Origin of the sequence: Nocardiopsis potens DSM 45234 (assembly GCF_000341105.1) — a bacterium.
Lineage (GTDB): Bacteria > Actinomycetota > Actinomycetes > Streptosporangiales > Streptosporangiaceae > Nocardiopsis_A > Nocardiopsis_A potens.
Window position 1 is genome coordinate 14,116 of the sequence record NZ_ANBB01000044.1, and the last position, 17,896, is coordinate 32,011.

A 17,896-nucleotide genomic window follows, 5' to 3' on the forward strand; every position below is an offset into this window, starting at 1 on the left:
TTCCGCGCAACGCTCGGCGTTTCACGCAACAGGGTCCGCCGTGCGTTCCGCGCTGTCAAGGGAGCGCCCCCGCCCCTCGGGCCGGGGCGGCCCCGGCCCTCCGGTGCCGGTCGCGGGGCGGGGGGCCGGGGGCGGCGCTCAGCCGACCGGGGCGCGCAGGTCCTGCTTGGGCAGCATCTTCTGCGGGTCGACGAAGGGCTTCTCCACGACCACGGCGGGGACCGTCCCGCCGGGGCGGCCGACGCGGAGCTCGGTGCCGAGTTCCGCGGAGCCGATCGGGACCATGGCGAACCCGATGTTGCGGTCCAGCCGGGGCGAGTGGCAGGCCGAGGTGACCTTGCCGATCGGCGCGTCGCCGCCGGGCCCGTGGACCGGGAAGGCGTCGATCATCGACCCGTCGTTGTAGCTGCCCAGCCGGGGGCCGCCGATCTCCACCCCGACCAGCTTGCGCCGCACGCCCTCGTCGCGGATCCGGGTGAGCGCGGCCTTGCCGATGAAGTCGGCCTCCTGGTCGAGGTCGACCATCCAGCTGACCTCGTAGCCGTAGCCCACCTCGAACGGGTTGGTGTCCAGGCCGATGTCGCTGCCCCAGGCGAGGATGCCGCCCTCGATGCGGCGGATGTGGCAGGGGCCGATGACCTCGATGCCGTGCGGCCGGCCGGCCTCCAGCACGGTCTCCCACAGCCGCACGCCGTCGCGCGAGGCGTTGCGCAGGTAGATCTCGAAGCCGATCTCGGAGGTGTAGCCGGTGCGCGAGACGACGACGTCCATGCCGTCCAGCCCGTACTCGGCGCACCGGTAGTAGCCGATGTCCAGCACGGAGGGGCCGAACAGGTCCTTCATCACCTCGCGGGAGAGCGGGCCCTGCACCTGGACCGGGCCGACGTCGGGTTCGCGGACGGTGACGTCCATGCCGCTGTTGTGCGCCAGCCCCTGGGCCCACAGCAGCACGTCGCTGTCGGCCAGGGAGAGCCAGAAGTGGTTCTCGCCCAGGCGGAGCAGGACGGGGTCGTTGACGATGCCGCCGTCGGGCGCGGTGACGAACACGTACTTGCACTGCCCCACGGCGCATTTGTTCAGGTCGCGCGGGACCAGCATGTTGGTGAACGCGAAGGCGTCCGGTCCGGTGATCTCGACCTGCCGCTCCACCCCGACGTCCCACAGGGTGACGCCGTTGAGGAGGTGCCAGTACTCGGCGACCGGGTCGCCGTAGTGGCGGGGGTGGTAGGTGCGGTTGTAGACGCTGTACTTGGCGACGCCGTGCCTGCGCGAGGCGTAGAAGAACGGCGACTTCCTGATCCGCGGGTAGAGCAGGATCTCCGGGCTCTCGTTCACGGGCATCTGGACCTCCACCACTCGATGCGCAACGAGGATCGCCATGCGCAACAGAGCGTCCCCCGGCGCCTCGGGGGCTGTCAAGGAGTGCGCGGACGGATTCGTTCCGCCTTTCGCAACGGGAATCCATTGACGCAACGAATCGGCCGATTCTACGCTGTGCTCATCTGAAGATGTTCCCTGATATGCGCCTTGTTGCACATAGAGCAACTCGATCGCCGGTGGTGTCCCGGGCCCGCTCCGACGGACCGCACCGGCCCCGCCCCGCGGTCCCCGGCGGCCGCGCGGCCCGTCCCGGCGGACGGCCGCCGACCGGCTCACGGAACGAGGCTGACCATGGCCACGCTTCTCGCCACCATCGAACACGCCGTCAAGAAGCCCGTCTGGGGCTGCCGGATGTGCGGCCAGTGCGTCCTGCACTCCACCGGCTTCACCTGCCCGATGACCTGCCCGAAGAACCTGCGCAACGGCCCCTGCGGCGGGGTCCGCGAGGACGGCTCCTGCGAGGTCGACCCGTCCATGCGCTGCGTCTGGCTCAAGGCCTGCACCCGCGCCGACCGCCTCCCCGGCCCGCTCCGCACCGGCATCGACGAGATGCGCGCCCCGGTCGACAAGCGGCTCGAAGGCACCTCCTCCTGGGCCAACCTGCTGACCGGGCGGGACCGGGCGGTCCCGGCCGGCTGGCCGGCCGGTGACCCGGAGGGGGCCGGCCAGGCCCCGCCGCCGGAGGCGCCCGCCGCCGGCACCGACCCGGAGGAGGACGAGCTGCGCACCCTGGGCCTGGGCGTCGAGGCGGCGCCCGACCCCGGGGACCCGGAGTTCCAGGAGACCGAGGACGGCGCCGGCGGCGCCGCGGAGGCCGTCCGATGACGGCCCCGCCCCGCCCCGGCGCCCCTCCCGGCCGCTCCGGCGCGGAACCGCCCGCGCCGGCCCCGCGCCCGGTCTCGCCCCTGGCCGAGCTGCTCACCGCGGCGGACCCGGCCCGCCCGGTGCTCACCGCCGAGTGCCCGGTGGTCGACACCGGCGGCATCGCGGCGCTCGCGGAGCGCGTCGCCCGGCTGGCGCCCTACGTGGACGCGCTGAACGCCACCGACAACCCGGCCGCGCACGCGCACGCCTCCAACGTCGCCATCGCGATCGCGCTGAAGGGGCTGGGCGTGGAGCCGATCCTGCAAGTGGTCTGCCGGGACAAGAACCGGCTCGCCCTGCAGTCCGACATCGTCGGCGCCGCGCTGCACGGCGTCACCGCGGTCTCCTGCATGACCGGGGACGACGTCACCGCCGGCGACGAGCCCGAGGCCCGCCGCGTGTTCGACCTGGACGGGCCGCAGCTGATCCGCGCCGCCGCCTCGCTGGCGCACGGGCGGTTCCTGTCCGGCCGGCCGCTGGACCCGCCGCTCCCGCTGCTCATCGGCGCGGCGGAGAACCCCGCGGCCCCGCCGTACGAGTACCGGGTCCGGCGCGCCCTGAAGAAGGCCGCGGCCGGCGCCCGCTTCCTCCAGCTCCAGATCTGCTACCGGGCCGAGCACCTGGAGGCGTTCTGCTCGCTGGCCGCAGCCTCCGGGCTGACCCGCCGCACCGCGCTGCTGCCCACCATCGCGCTGGTGAAGGGGGCCCGCGCGCTGCGCTTCATGAACGACCACGTGCCCGGCATCGCGGTGCCGGACGAGGTCGTCGACCGGGTGGAGGGCGCCTCCGACCAGGGCGAGGCCGCCTACCTGCTGGCGCTGGAGCAGGCCCGGCACGCGCTGGCCCAGCCCGGGGTCCGCGGCCTGCACCTGGCCGACTTCCGGCACGACTCCTCCGTCGCCCGGCTCGCCGCCGACCTGGGGCTGCCCGCGGGCCGGGCCGCCCCCGGGGAGAACACCCTGGCCCGGTGAGCCCGCCCGCCCCGCACACCGGGGCGAAACGGGTGGAAACCCCGCCCGGTCCGTGGTCGACTTCCTCCGAGGAGGAACGCGATGCGGATCAGGAAGGGCGGGGCCGGCGACGTCCCCGCGGTCATGGCGATGCTGGACGGCGCGGTGCGCTGGCTCGCCGCCCGGGGCCGGTCCGACCAGTGGGGGAGCCTCCCCTGGTCGGAGATCCCGGAGCGGGTGCGGGCGATCCGGGACCGGGCCGAGGGCGGCCGGCTGTGGATCGCCGAGGACGGGGGCGCCCCGGCCGGGGCGCTGGGGCTGGGCGGGGAGCCGCTGCCCTACGTCGCCCCGGCCCCCGAACCGGAGCTCTACATCGACCTGCTGGTCACCGACCGCCGGTTCGCCGGGCGGGACGTCGGCGGGCGGCTGCTCGGCTTCGCCCGGGAGCAGGCCCGCGAGCGCGGCGTCGCACTGCTCCGGGTGGACTGCTGGGCCGGCGGCGACGGCGCGCTCATCGAGTACTACCGCTCCCGGGGCTTCACCCCGACCGAGCGGGTGCCGGTCCGCGGCACCGCGGTGCAGGTCTTCGAGGACCGGGTGTAGCGGGAGGCGCGGGCCGCCCCCAGGGCGATGACCGGGGCCCTGTCGGAGCGCTCCGACAGGGCCCCGGTCATCGGGGGCGGACCGGCCCCGTCCGCCGGGGTCAGGGCGCGGCGCGCTCCGCCCGGCGCAGCCGCAGCCAGGCGGCGGCCGCCAGGACGGTGAGCACCGCGGTGGCCGGCAGCCCCTCGAACAGGCCCGCGAAGCCCGCCCCTCCGGTGTAGTGCGAGGGGTCGGTGACGGTCACGATGAGCAGGCCGAACGCGTCGCCGGCGGCGGGCCAGCCGCGGTCGCCGGCCTCGGGCAGCGCGACGGTGAGCAGGAACCCGGGCAGGATCAGCACGGCGGCGTGGAAGGCGGTGGCCGCCCACAGGCTGCCGGTGCGCAGCGTGACCAGGGCCGCGAACACCGACCAGAGGAAGATGTTGAGCATCAGCACCCAGTGCGGCTCGTGCGGCGTCGCCCCGGGCAGCACCAGGTTGCCGATGAAGAAGAAGTGGAACAGGGCGAAGCAGGCGGAGGAGAGCAGCACCGCCGCGGTCCTGCCCCAGCGGGCGCCGACGGCCTGCAGCATCCAGCCGCGGAACAGCTGCTCCTCGATGCCGACCATGACGACCCGCATGACCAGGACCAGCGTGCCGATCAGCAGCACGCCCGCGGCGCCGCCGCCGGCCTCGAAGTCGAGGGCGCGGTCGAAGCGCGCGGTCCCGGCGGCCAGCGAGACGCCGATCCAGGCCAGGATGTAGCCGACGGCGAGCAGCGTCCCCCACCCCAGGCCGGGGAGGGTGCGCCGGTCGAAGCCGAACCCGGTCGAGGCGAAGAAGGAGCGCCGCTCGTAGTGGCGCAGCCACAGCCAGAGCACCACGTAGGGGAAGGCGTAGTTCAGCGGAACCGCCAGCACGCCGACCGTCCCGGCCAGGACCTCGTTCCCGGCGGAGAGCCGCTCCAGGGCGGGGCCGATGAGGAACACCGCCGGCACCAGGCCCAGCAGGTAGAAGAGCTGGGTCAGCGGGACGGTGGCGAGCGGGTGGGTGGTGCGGGCGCCCGATGCGCCCGCCGCGATGAAGGCGTCGCCGGGGGTGCGGCGGCGCGCTGCGGTGGTGTCCATGCCGAGGAAGCTACGGCCGCGCCCCGGCCGCGGGCATCGCCCTGCGGGCACATGACGGTCACCTCCGCCGGAGGCGCGCGGCGGCGGCCGATACCGGCGGCGCGAAGAAGAGGCGAGCACTGGAGAACCCCCGTTCCCCGCCGTCGTCCTGCGGCGGCCGCCCCACCGGCGATCCGAGGAGGGGCCGGCGGGTGCTCGGACGCCCCGGCCGAGCACCCGGGGCCGCCGCTCCCTCCTGGCCCGCAGGCCGGTGCGGCCCGCAGGCCAGGACCGGCGGCCCGAGGCCCGCAGGAGGGAAGAGGAGGAGAAGGAAGAGGGGAAAGAACGGACGCCGGGTGCTCGGGCGGCCCCGGTCGGCCTCCCGGACCTGCCGCTCCGCCAGGGCGCCGGCCGTGCTCCCCACTCGGCCGCCGCTCTGCCCCGACCCGCGGGCCGGAACCGGCCGGAACCGGGGCCGGCTGCGGGGAGGAAGAGGGGCCGCCCCGGGCCGGGTGCGGGGCTCCGCCATGCCTCTGGTCATGGGTCCGGACATGACCCCTCCATGACCCGCTGCGCGGCCGGGGTGCGCCGGACCGGTGCTAGCTTCGGCGCATGAACGGGGACGGACCGGACGGAGAGCGGGGCGGCGTGCGAGACCTGGGCAGATGGGTGGCGCTGGACGGGCGGGGGCGGGCGCCGCTGGTGCTGGCCCTGATGTTCTGGGGCGTGTTCCTGCTCGACGCGGGCGCCATCGCGTTCTACGCCGCCTTCGTCCCGCCGCCGCCACCGGACCCGGTGGCCGACCTGCTCGGCCTGGGCCACCTGGCCGCCCTGCCGGTCGCCGCCCTGTGCTGGCCGTTCCTGTACTGGGCCCCGCAGCCGCTGCCGCGCCGGGCGGCGGTGCTGAGCGTCGTCTTCTTCACCGCGGTGCACCTGCTGATGCTCACCTCGGGCGGCTCGCTGGTGTTCGTGATGTCCAGCATCGCGATCGGCAACGTGGTGCTGGTGCTGGGCACCCGCGCTGCGGTGGCCTGCACGCTGCTGGCCGTCCTCACCCCGGTCCCGCTGTTCGCGCTGACCGGCGGGCCGGTGCTGCGCGGCGTGTTCGAGGCCGGGATCATCCTGTTCCTGGGCGTGATGATGATCCTGGTGTTCAGCGGGCTGCTGTCCGCGCGGCGGCAGGCGGAGCGGACCCGCTCCCTCCTCGCCGAGCTGGAGGAGGCCCACGCGGAGCTGCGCCGCTACGCCGAGCGCACTCGGGAACTGACCGTCGCCGAGGAGCGGGCCCGGATGGCGCGGGAGATGCACGACTCGGTCGGGCACTACCTGACCGTGATCAACATGGGCCTGGCCAACGCGGAGCGGTTCCGCCGGGCGCGCCCCGAGGCGGCCTGGGACGAGGTGCGCGACGCCCGGCTGCTCACCCAGGAGGCGCTCGCCGACACCCGGCGGTGGGTGCGCGCGCTGCGCCCGCTGCGCCTGGAGGGACGCGCCGGGCCGGACGCGATGCGCGCCCTGGCCGCGGCGTTCTCCGGAAGCAAGGACGACCCCGCGGTCTCCTTCACCCAGGAAGGGGAGTGGCCCGACCCCGGGGAGGAGGCCGAGCTGGTCTGCTACCGGATCGTGCAGGAGGGCCTGACCAACGCGGCCCGGCACGCGGCGGCCGCGCGCATCGGGGTCCGGCTGGCCTGCACCGGGGAGCGGATCGAGCTGACGGTGGCCGACGACGGGGTGGGCGGCGACCCGGAGCGCACCGGGAGCGGCGGGTTCGGCCTGCGCGGCCTGCGCGAGCGGGTGCAGGCGGCCGGCGGCACCCTGGAGGCCGGCGACGGGGCCGGGGGCGGCTTCGAGCTCCGCGCGGTGCTGCCGGTCCGCCCCGGCGCGGCGGGGCCCCGCGGCGCGTCCGCCCGGACGGAGGCGGCCCGATGAGCGGCGGCGGGCCGCGCCCGGTGCGGGTGCTGATCGTGGACGACCAGGTGCTGATGCGCCAGGGCCTGCGCAAACTGCTGGAGATCGAGGAGAGCGTCGAGGTGGTCGGGGACGCCGCCGACGGGGTGGCCGCCCTGGACCTGCTCTCCCGCACCGACCCCGGCCCCGACGTGGCCCTGGTCGACGCCCGGATGCCGCGGATGGACGGGGTCGAGCTGATCGCCCGGATGGCCGCCGAGCACCCGCGGGTGGCCGCCGTCGTGCTGACCACCTTCGACGATGACGACTACATCTTCGGCGGGCTGCGCGCCGGGGCCAAGGGCTACCTGCTCAAGGACACCCCGCCGGAGGAGCTGGTGGCCGCGCTGCACCGGGCCGCCCGCGGGGAGACGGTGCTCGGCGACGCGGCCGCCGCCCGCCTGGTGGAGCTGGTCCGCGCCCCCGGTTCGGCGCCCCCGCCCTCCCCGGCGGCCCCGGAGCCGGCTCCGGGGCCGGAGCCCGCTCCGGCCGCCTCCGGGCCGCCGGCCTCCCCGCTCTCCGAGCGGGAGGCCGAGGTCGCCCGGCTGGTCGGCGAGGGCGCCACCAACCGGCAGATCGCCCGCCGCCTGTTCATCACCGAGGGCACCGCGAAGAACCACATCTCCAGCATCCTGCGCAAGCTCGGCCTGCGCGACCGCACCCAGCTCGCCGTCTGGGTCGGCCGCTCCGGCCTGTCCGGCCCGCCGGACCGGCCGTCCTGACCGGGCGCCCGGGTTCCCGTTCCCGGCGGCCGCGCGAGCGGTGCCGGGGCGGAACCGTGCGGGTCCGCCGCCCGGCCAGGGGAACGGCGGCGCCTCCGCCCCGTCCCGCCCTCCGGCCGGCGCCGCGGACCGGACGGACGCGGCCCCGCCCCCTCGCGCCGCGCTCACGGGTCCCCGGCCCGGGTGGAACGCCGCGAACGGCCGGGCCTCCTCCCCCGTCCGGGGCCGGCGGCCTCCGCGCCGAGGAACGACGCGGGCCCCGGCGGGGGAACCGCCGGGGCCCGCGCGTGCGCCGGGACGGTCAGCGCACGACCACGTTGTCGCGGACCCGCAGCCGCTCGCCGTAGAACCCGCCGAAGGCGGTGACCACGGCGACCCCGGCGAGCAGCAGCGACGCCACCCAGGAGGCGCCGTCGGCGCCGTCCATCAGGGCGGTGGCGATGAACGGCAGGAACCCGCTGAGCGCGCCCGCGATGTTGTAGGCCAGGGCGACGCCGCTGTACCGCAGGTGGGCCGGGAACAGCTCGGTGAGCAGCGCCCCGGAGACCGCGTAGGCGATGGACAGGATGCCGACGCCCGCGGCGACCGCGAGCACCACCAGCACCGGGGAGGTGGTGTCGATCATCCAGAACACCGGGAAGGCGACGGCCGCGGTGGCCAGCCCGCCCCACATGGTCATCCGGCCGGGGCCGAGCCGCTCGGCGAGCCGGCCGGCGACCACGATCACGCCGATCTGCACCACCGCGGCGACCAGGGTGGAGTTGACCATCAGGCTCCGCGACATGCCGAGGGTGTCGGCGCCGTAGCTGATGGCGAAGGTGGTCATCACGTAGAACCCGCCGACGCCCAGCAGCGCGGAGGCCACCGCGACCAGCAGCCGGCCCCACGCCTGGCGGAACACGTCGACCGCCGGGACCTTGGAGCGCTCCTCGCGCTTCTCCAGCTCCTCGAAGATCGGCGACTCCTCGACCTTGCGGCGGATGTAGACCGCGATCAGGAGCAGCGGGAACGCGGCGAGGAACGGCAGGCGCCAGCCCCAGGAGTCGAACTGCTCGGCCGGCATCAGCAGCACCAGCGCGAAGGCGCCCGAGGAGAGCAGGGTGCCGACCGGGGAGCCGATCTGCGGCAGGGCGGCGTAGCGGCCGCGCTTGTCCGGCGGGGCGTGCTCGACGGCCAGCGTCACCGCGCCGCCCCACTCGCCGCCGACCGCCACGCCCTGCACCAGCCGGAGCAGCGCCAGCAGCAGCGGCGCGGCGATCCCGATGCTCGCGAAGTCCGGCAGCAGGCCGATCAGGCCGGTGGCCGCGCCGATCGCCACCACGGTGAGCAGCAGCGCCGGGCGCCGGCCGATCCGGTCGCCCATCCACCCGAACAGCACGGCGCCGATCGGGCGGGCCACGAACCCGACGCCGAAGGTGGCGAACGCGGCGAGCGTGGCCGCGGTCGCGTCGAGGGTGGTGAAGTAGAGCCGGTTGAACACCAGCGCCGCGGCGGTGCCGAAGAGGAAGTAGTCGTACCACTCCAGCGCCGTGCCGACGAACGCGGCGAAGGCGATCCGTCCGGACTCGCGTCCGCTCACCACCGGGGCCTCCGGCGCGGAGTGCGCGCCGGGGGCCGCCGGGTCGAGATCACTCATGTCGTCGTTCTCCTATTCGCCGCCCGCGCCGGCAGGGACGCGGGACTTTCGGGGGATGCGGGTACTGCGGAGCGGGAGGCGCGGTGCCGCGGTGCGGTCGCGGCGCTGCGGCCGCACCGGGGATCGCCCCTCCCTTCCTATTCGACCTGCGGAAACAAGCGGTCTCGCGGAGCGGCGCACCAGGCGGCGCCGGAGGCACCGGCGGCGCGGCCCGGGACGCCGGGGCCCCGTGCCGGAGCCGGTGCCGGGACCGGCGCCCTGCCCGGCGGCCTCCGCCGGGGCGGGTCAGCCCGCGGCGGCCGCCAGGCCGGGCAGCGCGTCGGCGCCGTGCACGCACGCGCCGCCCACCAGGGTGGCGAGCACCCGGGCGGAGCCGATCGGCCCCTCGGTGACCGGGTCCCGGTCCAGCACCACCAGGTCGGCGAGCTTTCCCGGGGTCAGGCTGCCGCGGCGGTGCTCGTCGCGGGCGGCCCAGGCCGCGTCCAGGGTGTAGGCGCGCAGCGCGGTCTCGGCGGGGACCCGCTCGTCCGGGGAGAGCACGGTGCCGCCGCTGCTGATCCGCTCGACCATGGACTCCATGCCGAGCAGCGGCGCGCCCGGGGCGACCGGCCGGTCGGAGCTGCCGGGGACGCGCAGCCCGTGGTCGAGGAAGGACCGGTGCCGGTAGAGCCAGTCCCGGCGGGACGGGCCGAGCGCGGCGGCCATGGTGTCGCCGACGGTGTACAGGAAGTGCGGCTGCGGCACCGGGACCGCGCCGGCCGCGGCCAGCCGGGGCAGCTGGTCCGGGCGGACCACCCCGGCGTGCTCGATGCGGTGCCGTGCGTCGGGCCGGGGCAGCGCGCGCTGGGCCTCCTCGAAGGCGTCCAGGGCCAGGTCGACCGCGTCGTCGCCGATGGCGTGCGCGGCGACCCGCCAGCCGGCCCGGTGCGCGGCGACGACCAGGGCGCGCATCTCCTCCGGGTCGTTCTGGTAGACGCCGGTGCCGTGGCCGTGGTCGCAGAACGGCTCGGTGACCGCGGCGGTGCGGCCGATCAGCGACCCGTCCAGCCAGATCTTCATCGGCCCCAGGCTCAGCACGTCGTCCCCGAAGCCGGTGCGCAGCCCCAGGTCGATGCCGGTCTCGATGCCGTCCTCGGGGTGGCCGTGCAGCGGGTGCATGTTGTCCGCGGCGACCATCAGCTGGACCCGGGTGCGGAGCAGGCCGCGCTCGCGGGCCAGCTGGTAGGCGGCGGCCTCGACGGGGGTGCGGCCGATCAGCCCGCGGCCGATCCCGGCCTCGGTGACGTGGGTGAGCCCCTCGGCGGCGTACACCCGGGAGGCGCGGCCGACCGCCTCGGCCAGCTCCGCCGCCGGGTAGGGCATGACCAGGGCGGTGACCAGCTCCTGGGCCCGCTCCTGGAGCAGCCCGGTGGGGGTTCCGGAGGGGTCGCGGACGATCACGCCGCCCTCGGGGTCGGGCACCGCCGCGGTGGCGGCGCCGGCCGCCTCCAGCACCGCGCTGCTCACCGCGCACATGTGCCCGGAGCGGTGCTTGAGCCAGACCGGGCGGCCGCCGGCGGCGCGGTCCAGGCCGGCCCGGTCGGGGTGCGCGCCGAGCACCGTGTCGTCGTAGCCGGAGCCGACGACCCAGGCGCCGTCCGGGGTCTCGGCGGCGCGCCGGGCGACCGCCGCGTAGACCTCGTCCAGCGTGGCGGCCTCCTCCAGGGCCACCTCCGACAGCGACTGGCCGAACCACGCCATGTGGTTGTGCGCGTCGCCGAACCCGGGCACGACCACCGCTCCCCCGCAGTCCACGGTGGTGCGGGCGGGCAGGTCGGCGATGTCGCCGTCGAGCCCGGCGATGCGCCCGGCGAACACGCCGAGCGCGGTGGCGGCGGGGCGGTCGTCGTCGACCGTGCGGATCCGCGCGTTGGTCAGTTTCAGGTCCAGCATCGGGCGGTGGTTCCCTCGGTGGTGTCGCGTTCGGTGCGGCCCGGCCGGCGGGGCGGCGGGCGTCCGCTCCAGCGTGCAGCCGGAGCGACCTGGGACACAATGACGATTCGCAGCGAAGTCGGCGGCGGATAATGGGCATATGCACAGCTCCACTCCCGGCGGGGACGCCGGGCCGCTGCACCTGCCGCCGCCCTCCGGGGCGCTCCGCCGCGCCGTCCGCGAATGCCTGGACGACCTGGACGACCTGGTCGGCGTCTACTCCGCCGAGGTGGCCGGTTTCGGCGGCTACCGGGACACCGTCCCCCTGGACGACCTGCGCGGCACCGCGCACGCCTCGCTGGAGCTGCTGCTGCGGATCATCGGCGGGCTGCCGATCCCCGACCGGCTGCAGGGGATCTCCGAGGAGCTCGGCCGGCGCCGCGTCCACCAGGGGGTTCCGCTGGAGGAGCTGGTACAGGCGGTGCGGCTGGACTTCCGGCTGCTGTGGACCGCGCTGCTGGACCGGGTGACCGCCGCGGAGCTGCCCGAGCTGACCCGGGAGGCGGTGCGGCTGTGGGAGTCGGTGGAGTTCCACACGGTGCGCGTGCACACCGGGTATCTGAACGAGACCGCGGTGCTGGCGCGCGAGCGGGAGCAGCAGCGCGCCGTGCTGCTGGGCCGGCTGCTCGCCTCGGACGGCAACGACCGGCGGCTGGTCGAGCAGGCCGCGACGGCGCTGCGGTTCTCCCCCGGCGCGCGGTTCGCGGTGGCGGCGGCGCCGGCCGGGGGCCGGGAGCGGCTGCGCGCCGCCGCGGCCGCGGCGGCCGGCCCGGCGCACGTGCAGGAGCACGACGGGTGGACCGTCCTGGTGGCGCAGCTGGCCGCGGGGCGGCGGGAGGTGCCCGGCTGGCTGGAGGGCGTGCCGTGCGCGCTCGGCCCGGTCGCCGAGGGGCTGGACCGGGTGCCCGCGTCGCTGCGGGTGGCCGCCGCGGTCGCCGCGGTGCTCCCGGCCGGCGCGGAGCGGCCGGTCCCGCTGGCCGAGGCCTGGGCTCCGGTGGCCGCGGCCCGGCTCGGCGAGCTGGCGCCGGTGCTGGCCGACGCGCTGGTGGAGGGGTTGGACGCGCTGCCCGGGCACGAGCGGGACCGGCTGGTGCAGACGTTCCGCCGCTACGCCGCGACCGGGTCGGTCGGCGAGACCGCCCGGGAGCTGTTCTGCCACCGGAACACGGTGCTCAACCGGCTGGCCCGGCTGGCCGAGCTGACCGGGTGCAGGCCGACCCGGCCGGCCGAGGCGGCGGCGCTCATTCTCGCTCTGGAGTGCGCTTCCGAACCGCGTCCGCCTGCTCGATGAGGCGGTCCATCACCCCCTGGAGCACCTCGGGTTCGGGCTGGGGCAGGCCGACCACCGCGGACAGGTAGAGCCCGTCGCCGACCAGCCGGATGGTCTCGGCCAGCACCGGGTCGCCCAGCTCGCGGTGGAGCAGGCGGGACCACTCCTCGAAGAAGTGCCGGACCAGCTCCCGGGAGGCCTCCGACATGCCCTCCTTGCTGCGCAGGGCGGCGATGATCGACCCGTAGACGTCGGCCTCCTCCGCGGACTGCGGCAGGGAGGTGCGCAGGAAGACCCGGACCACCCCCTCGTCGCTCTCCACCGCCTCGCGGAACTCCGATTCCGCCAGGTCGGAGAGGCGCCGGATGAGGCCCTCCATCATGGCCGCCTTGCTCGGGAAGTGGTAGAGCAGCCCGCCCTTGGAGACCCCGGCCGCCGCGGCGACCCCTTCCAGGGTCACGGCGGAGAAGCCCTGCTCGATCAGGATGTCCTGGAGCGCGTCGAGGATCCGGTCGCGCGTTGTGGTTGCACTCACCTTTGACACTGTACCGGCCGGACGGTACTGTACCGTCTGGACGGTTCAGAACAGCGAATGGGAATCGATTCATCCGATGACCCGTTGCCTCCAGGTGCGCGGCCCGCTCCGGGCCGCCCCGGACCTCCGCGACTCCCCGCCCCCATCCCGAAAGCCGACGACGAAGTAGAGGGAACATGACTTCCGCAGTGACCGGCCGGCAGCCGACCGGCCGCACTGTCCCCAAGGCCGGAGCGCGCGAATGGCTCGGCCTGGCCGTGCTGGTCCTGCCGGTGCTGCTGATCGCCATCGACATGACCGTGCTCGGCTTCGCCGTGCCCTACCTCACCGAGGACCTCCGGCCCACCGGCGGCCAGCTGCTGTGGATCATCGACATCTACGGCTTCATGCTGGCCGGGCTGCTGGTCACCATGGGTTCGCTGGGAGACCGGATCGGCCGCCGCCGGCTGCTGATGATCGGCGCGCTGGGCTTCGGCGGCGCCTCGCTGCTGGCGGCCTTCTCCACCACGCCCGAGATGCTGATCGCCGCGCGCGCCCTGCTCGGCCTGGCCGGCGCCACCCTGATGCCGTCGACCCTGTCGCTGCTGCGCAACCTGTTCCTGGACGACCGGCAGCGGATGCTGGCGATCGCGGTGTGGGCCTCCGGCTTCTCCGCCGGTAGCGCGCTCGGCCCGATCATCGGCGGCTGGCTGCTGGAGCACTTCCACTGGGGCTCGGTCTTCCTGATCAACCTGCCCGTGATGGCGGTGCTGCTGGTGCTGCTCCCGCTGCTGGTCAAGGAGTCCCGCGACCCGAACCCGGGCCGGCTGGACCCGCTGAGCGTGCTGCTGTCGATGGCCGCGATGCTGCCCGCCGTCTACGGCGTCAAGAAGACCGCCGAGTACGGTCCGGAGCCGCTGCCGCTGGCGCTGCTCTTCTTCGGCCTGCTGATGGGGGCGCTGTTCGTCCGCCGCCAGCTCCGCCTGGAGCACCCGCTGATCGACGTCCGGCTGTTCCGGATCCGCCGGTTCAGCGTGGCCGTGGCCACCAACCTGATGCTGGTCTTCTCGATGGTGGCGTCGCTGTTCTTCCTCACCCAGTACCTCCAGCTGGTGCTGGGCATGAGCCCGATCCGCGCCGGGTTCGTGCTGGTGCCCGGGCTGCTCCTGTCGGTCGTCGCCAGCTTCGCGGCGGTGGCCGCGGCGCGCCGGCTGAGCCTGGCCGCGGCCCTGGTCATCGGCCTGCTGCTGGTGGCGGCCGGGTTCGTCGCGGTCACCCTGGCCTCCACCGACCAGGGCGCGATCGCGATCGCGGTGGCGTTCGTCCTCATCGGGACCGGCATCGGCCTGGCCGAGACGCTGACCAACGACGCGATCCTCAGCGCCGCCCCGCCGGCCCGCGCCGGCGCCGCGTCGGCCATCTCCGAGACCGCCTACGAGCTCGGCGGCGCGCTGGGCGTGGCGCTGCTCGGCAGCCTGCTCACCGCGGCCTACCGGGTCGGACTGGCCGACGTCCCGTCGGTGCCCGGCCCGGACATGGAGGCGGCCCGGGACACCCTGGGCGGCGCGGTGACCGTCGCCGAGGGGCTGCCCGCCGAGGCCGGCGGTGCGCTGCTGCACGCCGCCCAGGCCGCCTTCACCGACGGCATGCACCTGACCAGCGCCATCGCCACGGTGATCGTGCTGGCCGCCGCGGCCCAGGCCTGGTTCCTGCTCCGCCGGGAGCGCACCCCGGCCGCCGCCGAGGCCGCGGAGCCGGAGAAGGCCGCCGCGCACTGACCGCGCCGACCGTATCGACCGCGCCATTGACCGCGCCGGCCAGGGGCGCCTCCGGATCCCGGGGGCGCCCCGCCGCGCCACCGGTGCCGCACCGCGCGGCACGGAGCGGACTCGGGCTCCGGGACCGGACCCAGGGGTGATCCGGCCCCGGAGCGGACGGGCGCGGTCGAGCCGACCACAGGGGGTTCAGCGGTGCGCCCGCCGGCCCCGAAAGAGAGGCCGGTCACACATTCTGGCCGCTGCCTCCGCCGCGCGCCAGACATCGCGCGCCTTTTCCGGCCTTGACCCTTCGGCGTCGATCTCGGCACCGTCGCGTCTCAGCGCCGGGAGGGGCCGCGGGGCCCGGGGACTACCCCTCCTCCGGCGCTTCCTCCGGCCGCTCGGCCTCCTGCTCGGCGGAGATCTCGTGGTACATCCGGCGGGTGGTGTCGGTGTGCTCGCGCATCAGCCGGGCGGCCCGCTCGCCGTCGCCGGCCTCGATCGCGTCGATGATCCCGGCGTGCTCGCGCCAGGAGTCCCGGCCCCGGCGGACCGCGACCAGGCCGTGGTACCAGCGCACCCGGCGGGCGACCTGGGCGGCCAGCCCGGCCAGGACCTCGTTTCCGGACAGCTCGGTGACCAGCCGGTGCAGATCGGCGTTGAGCGCCACGGTCCGCTCGGCGTCGCCCTGCTCCAGGCAGGCCTCCCCCTCGGCGCACAGCGCGCGCAGCCGGGCGACCCCGGCGGCGCCGGCGTTCCCGGCGGCGAGCCGGGCCGCCTCGCCCTCCAGCAGCCCGCGCACCGCCAGCAGCTGCTCCGCCTCGTCCTCGCCGGGCTGGTGCACGAAGGCGCCGTACCCAGGGCGCAGGTCGACCCAGCCCTCGTTGCTGAGCCGCTGCAGCGCCTCCCGGATGGGCTGGCGGGACACGCCCAGCCGCTCGGCGAGCTCGTTCTCCACCAGATGCTGCCCGGGAGGCAGCCTGCGCAGCGTGATGAGCTCCAGGAGCGTCTCGTAGACGCTCTCGCGCAGCGGCACGGGACGCCGGACCGGAGTGGTGAGCAGGTTCTTGTCGAGCGGGCTTGGCGCCATCGTCAATCGGGTTCCGTCTTCGTCGCGGCGGTGTCGGCGATGCCTGGGCGGGATCGGCCCTCCTGGTGCCAGCAGTGTAATCGGCGCCGCCCCTCGGGGCCGCACCCCCGGCGGGGCCCGGAGGTTCAGCGGGGCAGGCGGAGCAGCTCCGCCTCGGGGCCGCGCCACCCCGGCGGGATCACCGCGTAGGCGTCGGCGGCGGCCGGGGAGCGCAGGCTGCCGGGCCGGTCGTGGCCGATCGGGCGGACCCCGTCCGCGTCGGCCCGGACCGCGACCAGCCGGGTGTCCCGGGGGTGCGGGTCGATCCCGTCCAGCACCCTGGCGCGGGCCGGCTCCGCCGCGGCCGGATCCGGCCGCCCGCCGATCGCCGCCAGCACCGGGACGAGCAGGGTGAGCGCGGCGACCAGGGCCGCGTTGGGGTTGCCGGGCAGGCCGACCACGGCGGGGCCCGGCGCGGAGGGCGGGCCGAGGTGCGCGAGGAGCTGCGGGTGGCCGGGGCGGCACGCCACGCCGTCCACGACGACCTCGGCGCCGAGCGCGGCCAGGGCCGGCCGCAGGTGGTCGGCGGGCCCCTTGGAGGAGGCGCCGCACACCGCGATGGCGTCGGCCCCGGACCCGGCCGCCGCGCGCAGCGCGCCCACCGTGCCGCCGAGCCGGTCCCGCACCCGCACCGGCGGGTCGGCCTGTGCTCCGGCCCAGGCGGCGACGCCGGGGAGCATCGGGCCGATCGCGTCCCGGACCGCGCCCGGGGCGGGGATCCCGGCGGGGACCACCTCGTCCCCGGTGACCAGCACCGCGACCCGCGGCCGGTAGACCGGGAGCGTGTCGTGGCCGAGCGCGGCGGCCAGCCCGAGCACCGCGGGGGCGACCGGGGAGCCCTGCTTGACCACGATGTCGCCGGGGCGGGTGTCCTCCCCCGCCCGGCGGATGTGCCGTCCGGGGGCGGGCGGTCCGCCGTCCGCGGCGACGGCGTCCTCCGCGGTGCGCACCGCCTGCTCCAGCGGGAGCACGGCGTCGGCCCCGGGCGGGACCGGCGCGCCGGTGGCGATCTCCACCGCCGTGCCGGCGGCGAGCGGGACGGCGCTCGGCGCGGCGCCGGCCAGCACCCGCCCGGTGACGGCCCACGGGCCGGGGCCCGCCACCGCGTAGCCGTCCATCGCCGAGGTGTCGCAGTCCGGGATGCCGACCAGCGCGGTGAGGTCGGCGGCGAGGACGGCGCCGAGCGCCTCGGAGAGCGGGACGGTCCGGACGGCGGCCGGCCCGCACCTCTCCCCCAGCGCCCGCGCGGCGGAGCGGGCCCGCTCCCACGGCGCCGGCGTCCGTTCCCCTCGGCCCATCACCGCTCCTCGTGCCGCTGCGGCCCCGGCCGCTCCCTCTGCTCGCACAGGACCTGTATATCCGCGCCTCCGCGGGCGCAGGCCCCGACTCGCCCGCTCCTCCGAGCCTATCGGCCGCCCTCGACTGTATACAGAATACGAAGTAGACGGAAGGGTCTCCCGCCCGCCGCTTCCCGGTCGATTTGCCACCTGCGGAGATTCCGCTAAAGTTCTAAACGCAGCACGGCGCAGGGCCCACCGGGAAGCCGGGGGGAACGGGGCCGGGGCAGCACGCGGACGTGGCTCAGCTGGTAGAGCATCACCTTGCCAAGGTGAGGGTCGCGGGTTCGAATCCCGTCGTCCGCTCGGAGAACCGGGGCGCCTGGCGCACCCCGGGGCCTGAGTCCGGTGGAGTGGCCGAGAGGCGAGGCAGCGGCCTGCAAAGCCGTCAACACGGGTTCGAATCCCGTCTCCACCTCTCATGAGGGAACACGGGCGGTTAGCTCAGTTGGTTAGAGCGCTACCTTGACACGGTAGAGGTCACAGGTTCGAATCCTGTATCGCCCACCGGAATCACCGCGGGCCGGAGATTCTTCCGGCCGCAGCGACGAAAAGCGCCCCCGCCTTTGAAGGCGGGGGCGCTTTTCGTCGTCGGCGCGCGGGCCGATCGCGGTCGGCGGGACGGAGGCCGGCCCCCATCCGGGCGAGCGCGGCCGTGGTGTGGACTCCGAGTCCGTATCGGCCTCGGAGAAGTCGATGGCCATCGCCTCTCCGTCTGAGTCGATGTCGACG

14 protein-coding genes and 3 tRNA genes are annotated in these 17,896 nt (G+C 75.8%); 10 read left to right on the forward strand and 7 right to left on the reverse strand.

From position 1 onward, the window contains the following. Positions 1-138: 138 nt before the first annotated feature. Positions 139-1,341 (reverse strand): glycine cleavage T C-terminal barrel domain-containing protein, encoded by a 1,203-nt coding sequence (locus tag D459_RS0117315; RefSeq protein WP_017594273.1) that lies wholly within the window; start codon positions 1,339-1,341, stop codon positions 139-141. A gap of 330 nt (positions 1,342-1,671) precedes the next feature. On the opposite strand from D459_RS0117315, the gene D459_RS31980 reads away from it, so the two are divergent. The 3 genes from D459_RS31980 (at position 1,672) to D459_RS0117330 (ending at position 3,797) form a co-directional block, all read left to right on the forward strand. Then, the gene (locus D459_RS31980; RefSeq protein ID WP_017594274.1) at positions 1,672-2,205 is read left to right on the forward strand and encodes a methylenetetrahydrofolate reductase C-terminal domain-containing protein; all 534 of its coding nucleotides are present in this window, start codon (positions 1,672-1,674) and stop codon (positions 2,203-2,205) included. Further along, the gene (locus D459_RS0117325) at positions 2,202-3,215 is read left to right on the forward strand and encodes a methylenetetrahydrofolate reductase (protein WP_017594275.1); all 1,014 of its coding nucleotides are present in this window, start codon (positions 2,202-2,204) and stop codon (positions 3,213-3,215) included. The genes D459_RS31980 and D459_RS0117325 overlap by 4 nt, the downstream gene beginning before the upstream one ends. An 81-nt stretch (positions 3,216-3,296) precedes the next feature. Then, positions 3,297-3,797: a GNAT family N-acetyltransferase gene (locus tag D459_RS0117330; RefSeq protein WP_017594276.1), complete on the forward strand. Its 501-nt coding sequence runs from the start codon at positions 3,297-3,299 to the stop codon at positions 3,795-3,797. Between the two features lie 100 nt (positions 3,798-3,897). Here D459_RS0117330 and D459_RS0117335 read toward each other — a convergent pair whose 3' ends face one another. Further along, the gene (locus tag D459_RS0117335; RefSeq protein WP_017594277.1) at positions 3,898-4,902 is read right to left on the reverse strand and encodes a CPBP family intramembrane glutamic endopeptidase; all 1,005 of its coding nucleotides are present in this window, start codon (positions 4,900-4,902) and stop codon (positions 3,898-3,900) included. A gap of 591 nt (positions 4,903-5,493) precedes the next feature. On the opposite strand from D459_RS0117335, the gene D459_RS0117340 reads away from it, so the two are divergent. Both D459_RS0117340 and D459_RS0117345 read left to right on the forward strand, forming a co-directional pair. Then, positions 5,494-6,810 (forward strand): sensor histidine kinase, encoded by a 1,317-nt coding sequence (locus D459_RS0117340; RefSeq protein ID WP_020380227.1) that lies wholly within the window; start codon positions 5,494-5,496, stop codon positions 6,808-6,810. Beyond that, entirely contained in the window at positions 6,807-7,550 is a 744-nt protein-coding gene (locus D459_RS0117345; protein ID WP_017594279.1) for a response regulator, read from the forward strand. Before D459_RS0117340 ends, D459_RS0117345 begins: the two co-directional genes overlap by 4 nt. A gap of 301 nt (positions 7,551-7,851) precedes the next feature. Here D459_RS0117345 and D459_RS0117350 read toward each other — a convergent pair whose 3' ends face one another. Continuing rightward, positions 7,852-9,186, reverse strand: a complete 1,335-nt coding sequence (locus tag D459_RS0117350; RefSeq protein WP_017594280.1) for an MFS transporter — start codon at positions 9,184-9,186, stop codon at positions 7,852-7,854. A 285-nt stretch (positions 9,187-9,471) separates the two neighbouring features. Then, positions 9,472-11,118 carry an amidohydrolase gene (locus tag D459_RS0117355; protein ID WP_017594281.1) on the reverse strand — a complete coding sequence of 549 codons (1,647 nt, stop codon included), beginning with the start codon at positions 11,116-11,118 and terminating at the stop codon, positions 9,472-9,474. A 139-nt stretch (positions 11,119-11,257) separates the two neighbouring features. Between D459_RS0117355 and D459_RS0117360 the strand changes: the two genes are divergently transcribed. Then, positions 11,258-12,448 (forward strand): helix-turn-helix domain-containing protein, encoded by a 1,191-nt coding sequence (locus D459_RS0117360; RefSeq protein ID WP_017594282.1) that lies wholly within the window; start codon positions 11,258-11,260, stop codon positions 12,446-12,448. Here D459_RS0117360 and D459_RS0117365 read toward each other — a convergent pair. Further along, the gene (locus tag D459_RS0117365; RefSeq protein WP_017594283.1) at positions 12,399-12,962 is read right to left on the reverse strand and encodes a TetR/AcrR family transcriptional regulator; all 564 of its coding nucleotides are present in this window, start codon (positions 12,960-12,962) and stop codon (positions 12,399-12,401) included. The two genes, D459_RS0117360 and D459_RS0117365, sit on opposite strands and share 50 nt — an antisense overlap. Positions 12,963-13,138: 176 nt before the next feature. On the opposite strand from D459_RS0117365, the gene D459_RS0117370 reads away from it, so the two are divergent. After that, positions 13,139-14,719 carry an MFS transporter gene (locus D459_RS0117370; RefSeq protein WP_026120479.1) on the forward strand — a complete coding sequence of 527 codons (1,581 nt, stop codon included), beginning with the start codon at positions 13,139-13,141 and terminating at the stop codon, positions 14,717-14,719. 349 nt (positions 14,720-15,068) lie between these two features. Here the strand turns inward: D459_RS0117370 and D459_RS0117375 are convergent, their stop codons facing one another. Next, entirely contained in the window at positions 15,069-15,788 is a 720-nt protein-coding gene (locus tag D459_RS0117375; RefSeq protein WP_020380228.1) for a GntR family transcriptional regulator, read from the reverse strand. A gap of 125 nt (positions 15,789-15,913) precedes the next feature. Beyond that, positions 15,914-17,125, reverse strand: coding sequence for a molybdopterin molybdotransferase MoeA (locus D459_RS0117380; RefSeq protein ID WP_017594286.1), 1,212 nt, complete (start codon positions 17,123-17,125; stop codon positions 15,914-15,916). A gap of 272 nt (positions 17,126-17,397) precedes the next feature. Here D459_RS0117380 and D459_RS0117385 point away from each other — a divergent pair. The 3 genes from D459_RS0117385 to D459_RS0117395 all read left to right on the forward strand — a co-directional run bounded on the left by D459_RS0117385 (position 17,398) and on the right by D459_RS0117395 (position 17,671). Further along, a tRNA-Gly gene (locus tag D459_RS0117385) sits at positions 17,398-17,470 on the forward strand. A gap of 41 nt (positions 17,471-17,511) precedes the next feature. Further along, positions 17,512-17,582 (forward strand) — tRNA-Cys (locus D459_RS0117390). A gap of 15 nt (positions 17,583-17,597) precedes the next feature. Beyond that, positions 17,598-17,671: transfer RNA gene (locus D459_RS0117395), tRNA-Val, on the forward strand. Positions 17,672-17,896: the final 225 nt, after the last annotated feature.

Coding starts and splice junctions, on each gene's coding strand:
- D459_RS0117330 (WP_017594276.1), top strand. CDS start 3,297: ATGCGGATCAGGAAGGGCGGGGCCGGCGACGTCCCCGCGGTCATGGCG.
- D459_RS0117335 (WP_017594277.1), bottom strand. CDS start 4,902: ATGGACACCACCGCAGCGCGCCGCCGCACCCCCGGCGACGCCTTCATC.
- D459_RS0117340 (WP_020380227.1), top strand. CDS start 5,494: ATGAACGGGGACGGACCGGACGGAGAGCGGGGCGGCGTGCGAGACCTG.
- D459_RS0117360 (WP_017594282.1), top strand. CDS start 11,258: ATGCACAGCTCCACTCCCGGCGGGGACGCCGGGCCGCTGCACCTGCCG.
- D459_RS0117315 (WP_017594273.1), bottom strand. CDS start 1,341: ATGCCCGTGAACGAGAGCCCGGAGATCCTGCTCTACCCGCGGATCAGG.
- D459_RS0117375 (WP_020380228.1), bottom strand. CDS start 15,788: ATGGCGCCAAGCCCGCTCGACAAGAACCTGCTCACCACTCCGGTCCGG.
- D459_RS0117370 (WP_026120479.1), top strand. CDS start 13,139: ATGACTTCCGCAGTGACCGGCCGGCAGCCGACCGGCCGCACTGTCCCC.
- D459_RS0117350 (WP_017594280.1), bottom strand. CDS start 9,186: ATGAGTGATCTCGACCCGGCGGCCCCCGGCGCGCACTCCGCGCCGGAG.
- D459_RS0117345 (WP_017594279.1), top strand. CDS start 6,807: ATGAGCGGCGGCGGGCCGCGCCCGGTGCGGGTGCTGATCGTGGACGAC.
- D459_RS31980 (WP_017594274.1), top strand. CDS start 1,672: ATGGCCACGCTTCTCGCCACCATCGAACACGCCGTCAAGAAGCCCGTC.
- D459_RS0117355 (WP_017594281.1), bottom strand. CDS start 11,118: ATGCTGGACCTGAAACTGACCAACGCGCGGATCCGCACGGTCGACGAC.
- D459_RS0117380 (WP_017594286.1), bottom strand. CDS start 17,125: ATGGGCCGAGGGGAACGGACGCCGGCGCCGTGGGAGCGGGCCCGCTCC.
- D459_RS0117325 (WP_017594275.1), top strand. CDS start 2,202: ATGACGGCCCCGCCCCGCCCCGGCGCCCCTCCCGGCCGCTCCGGCGCG.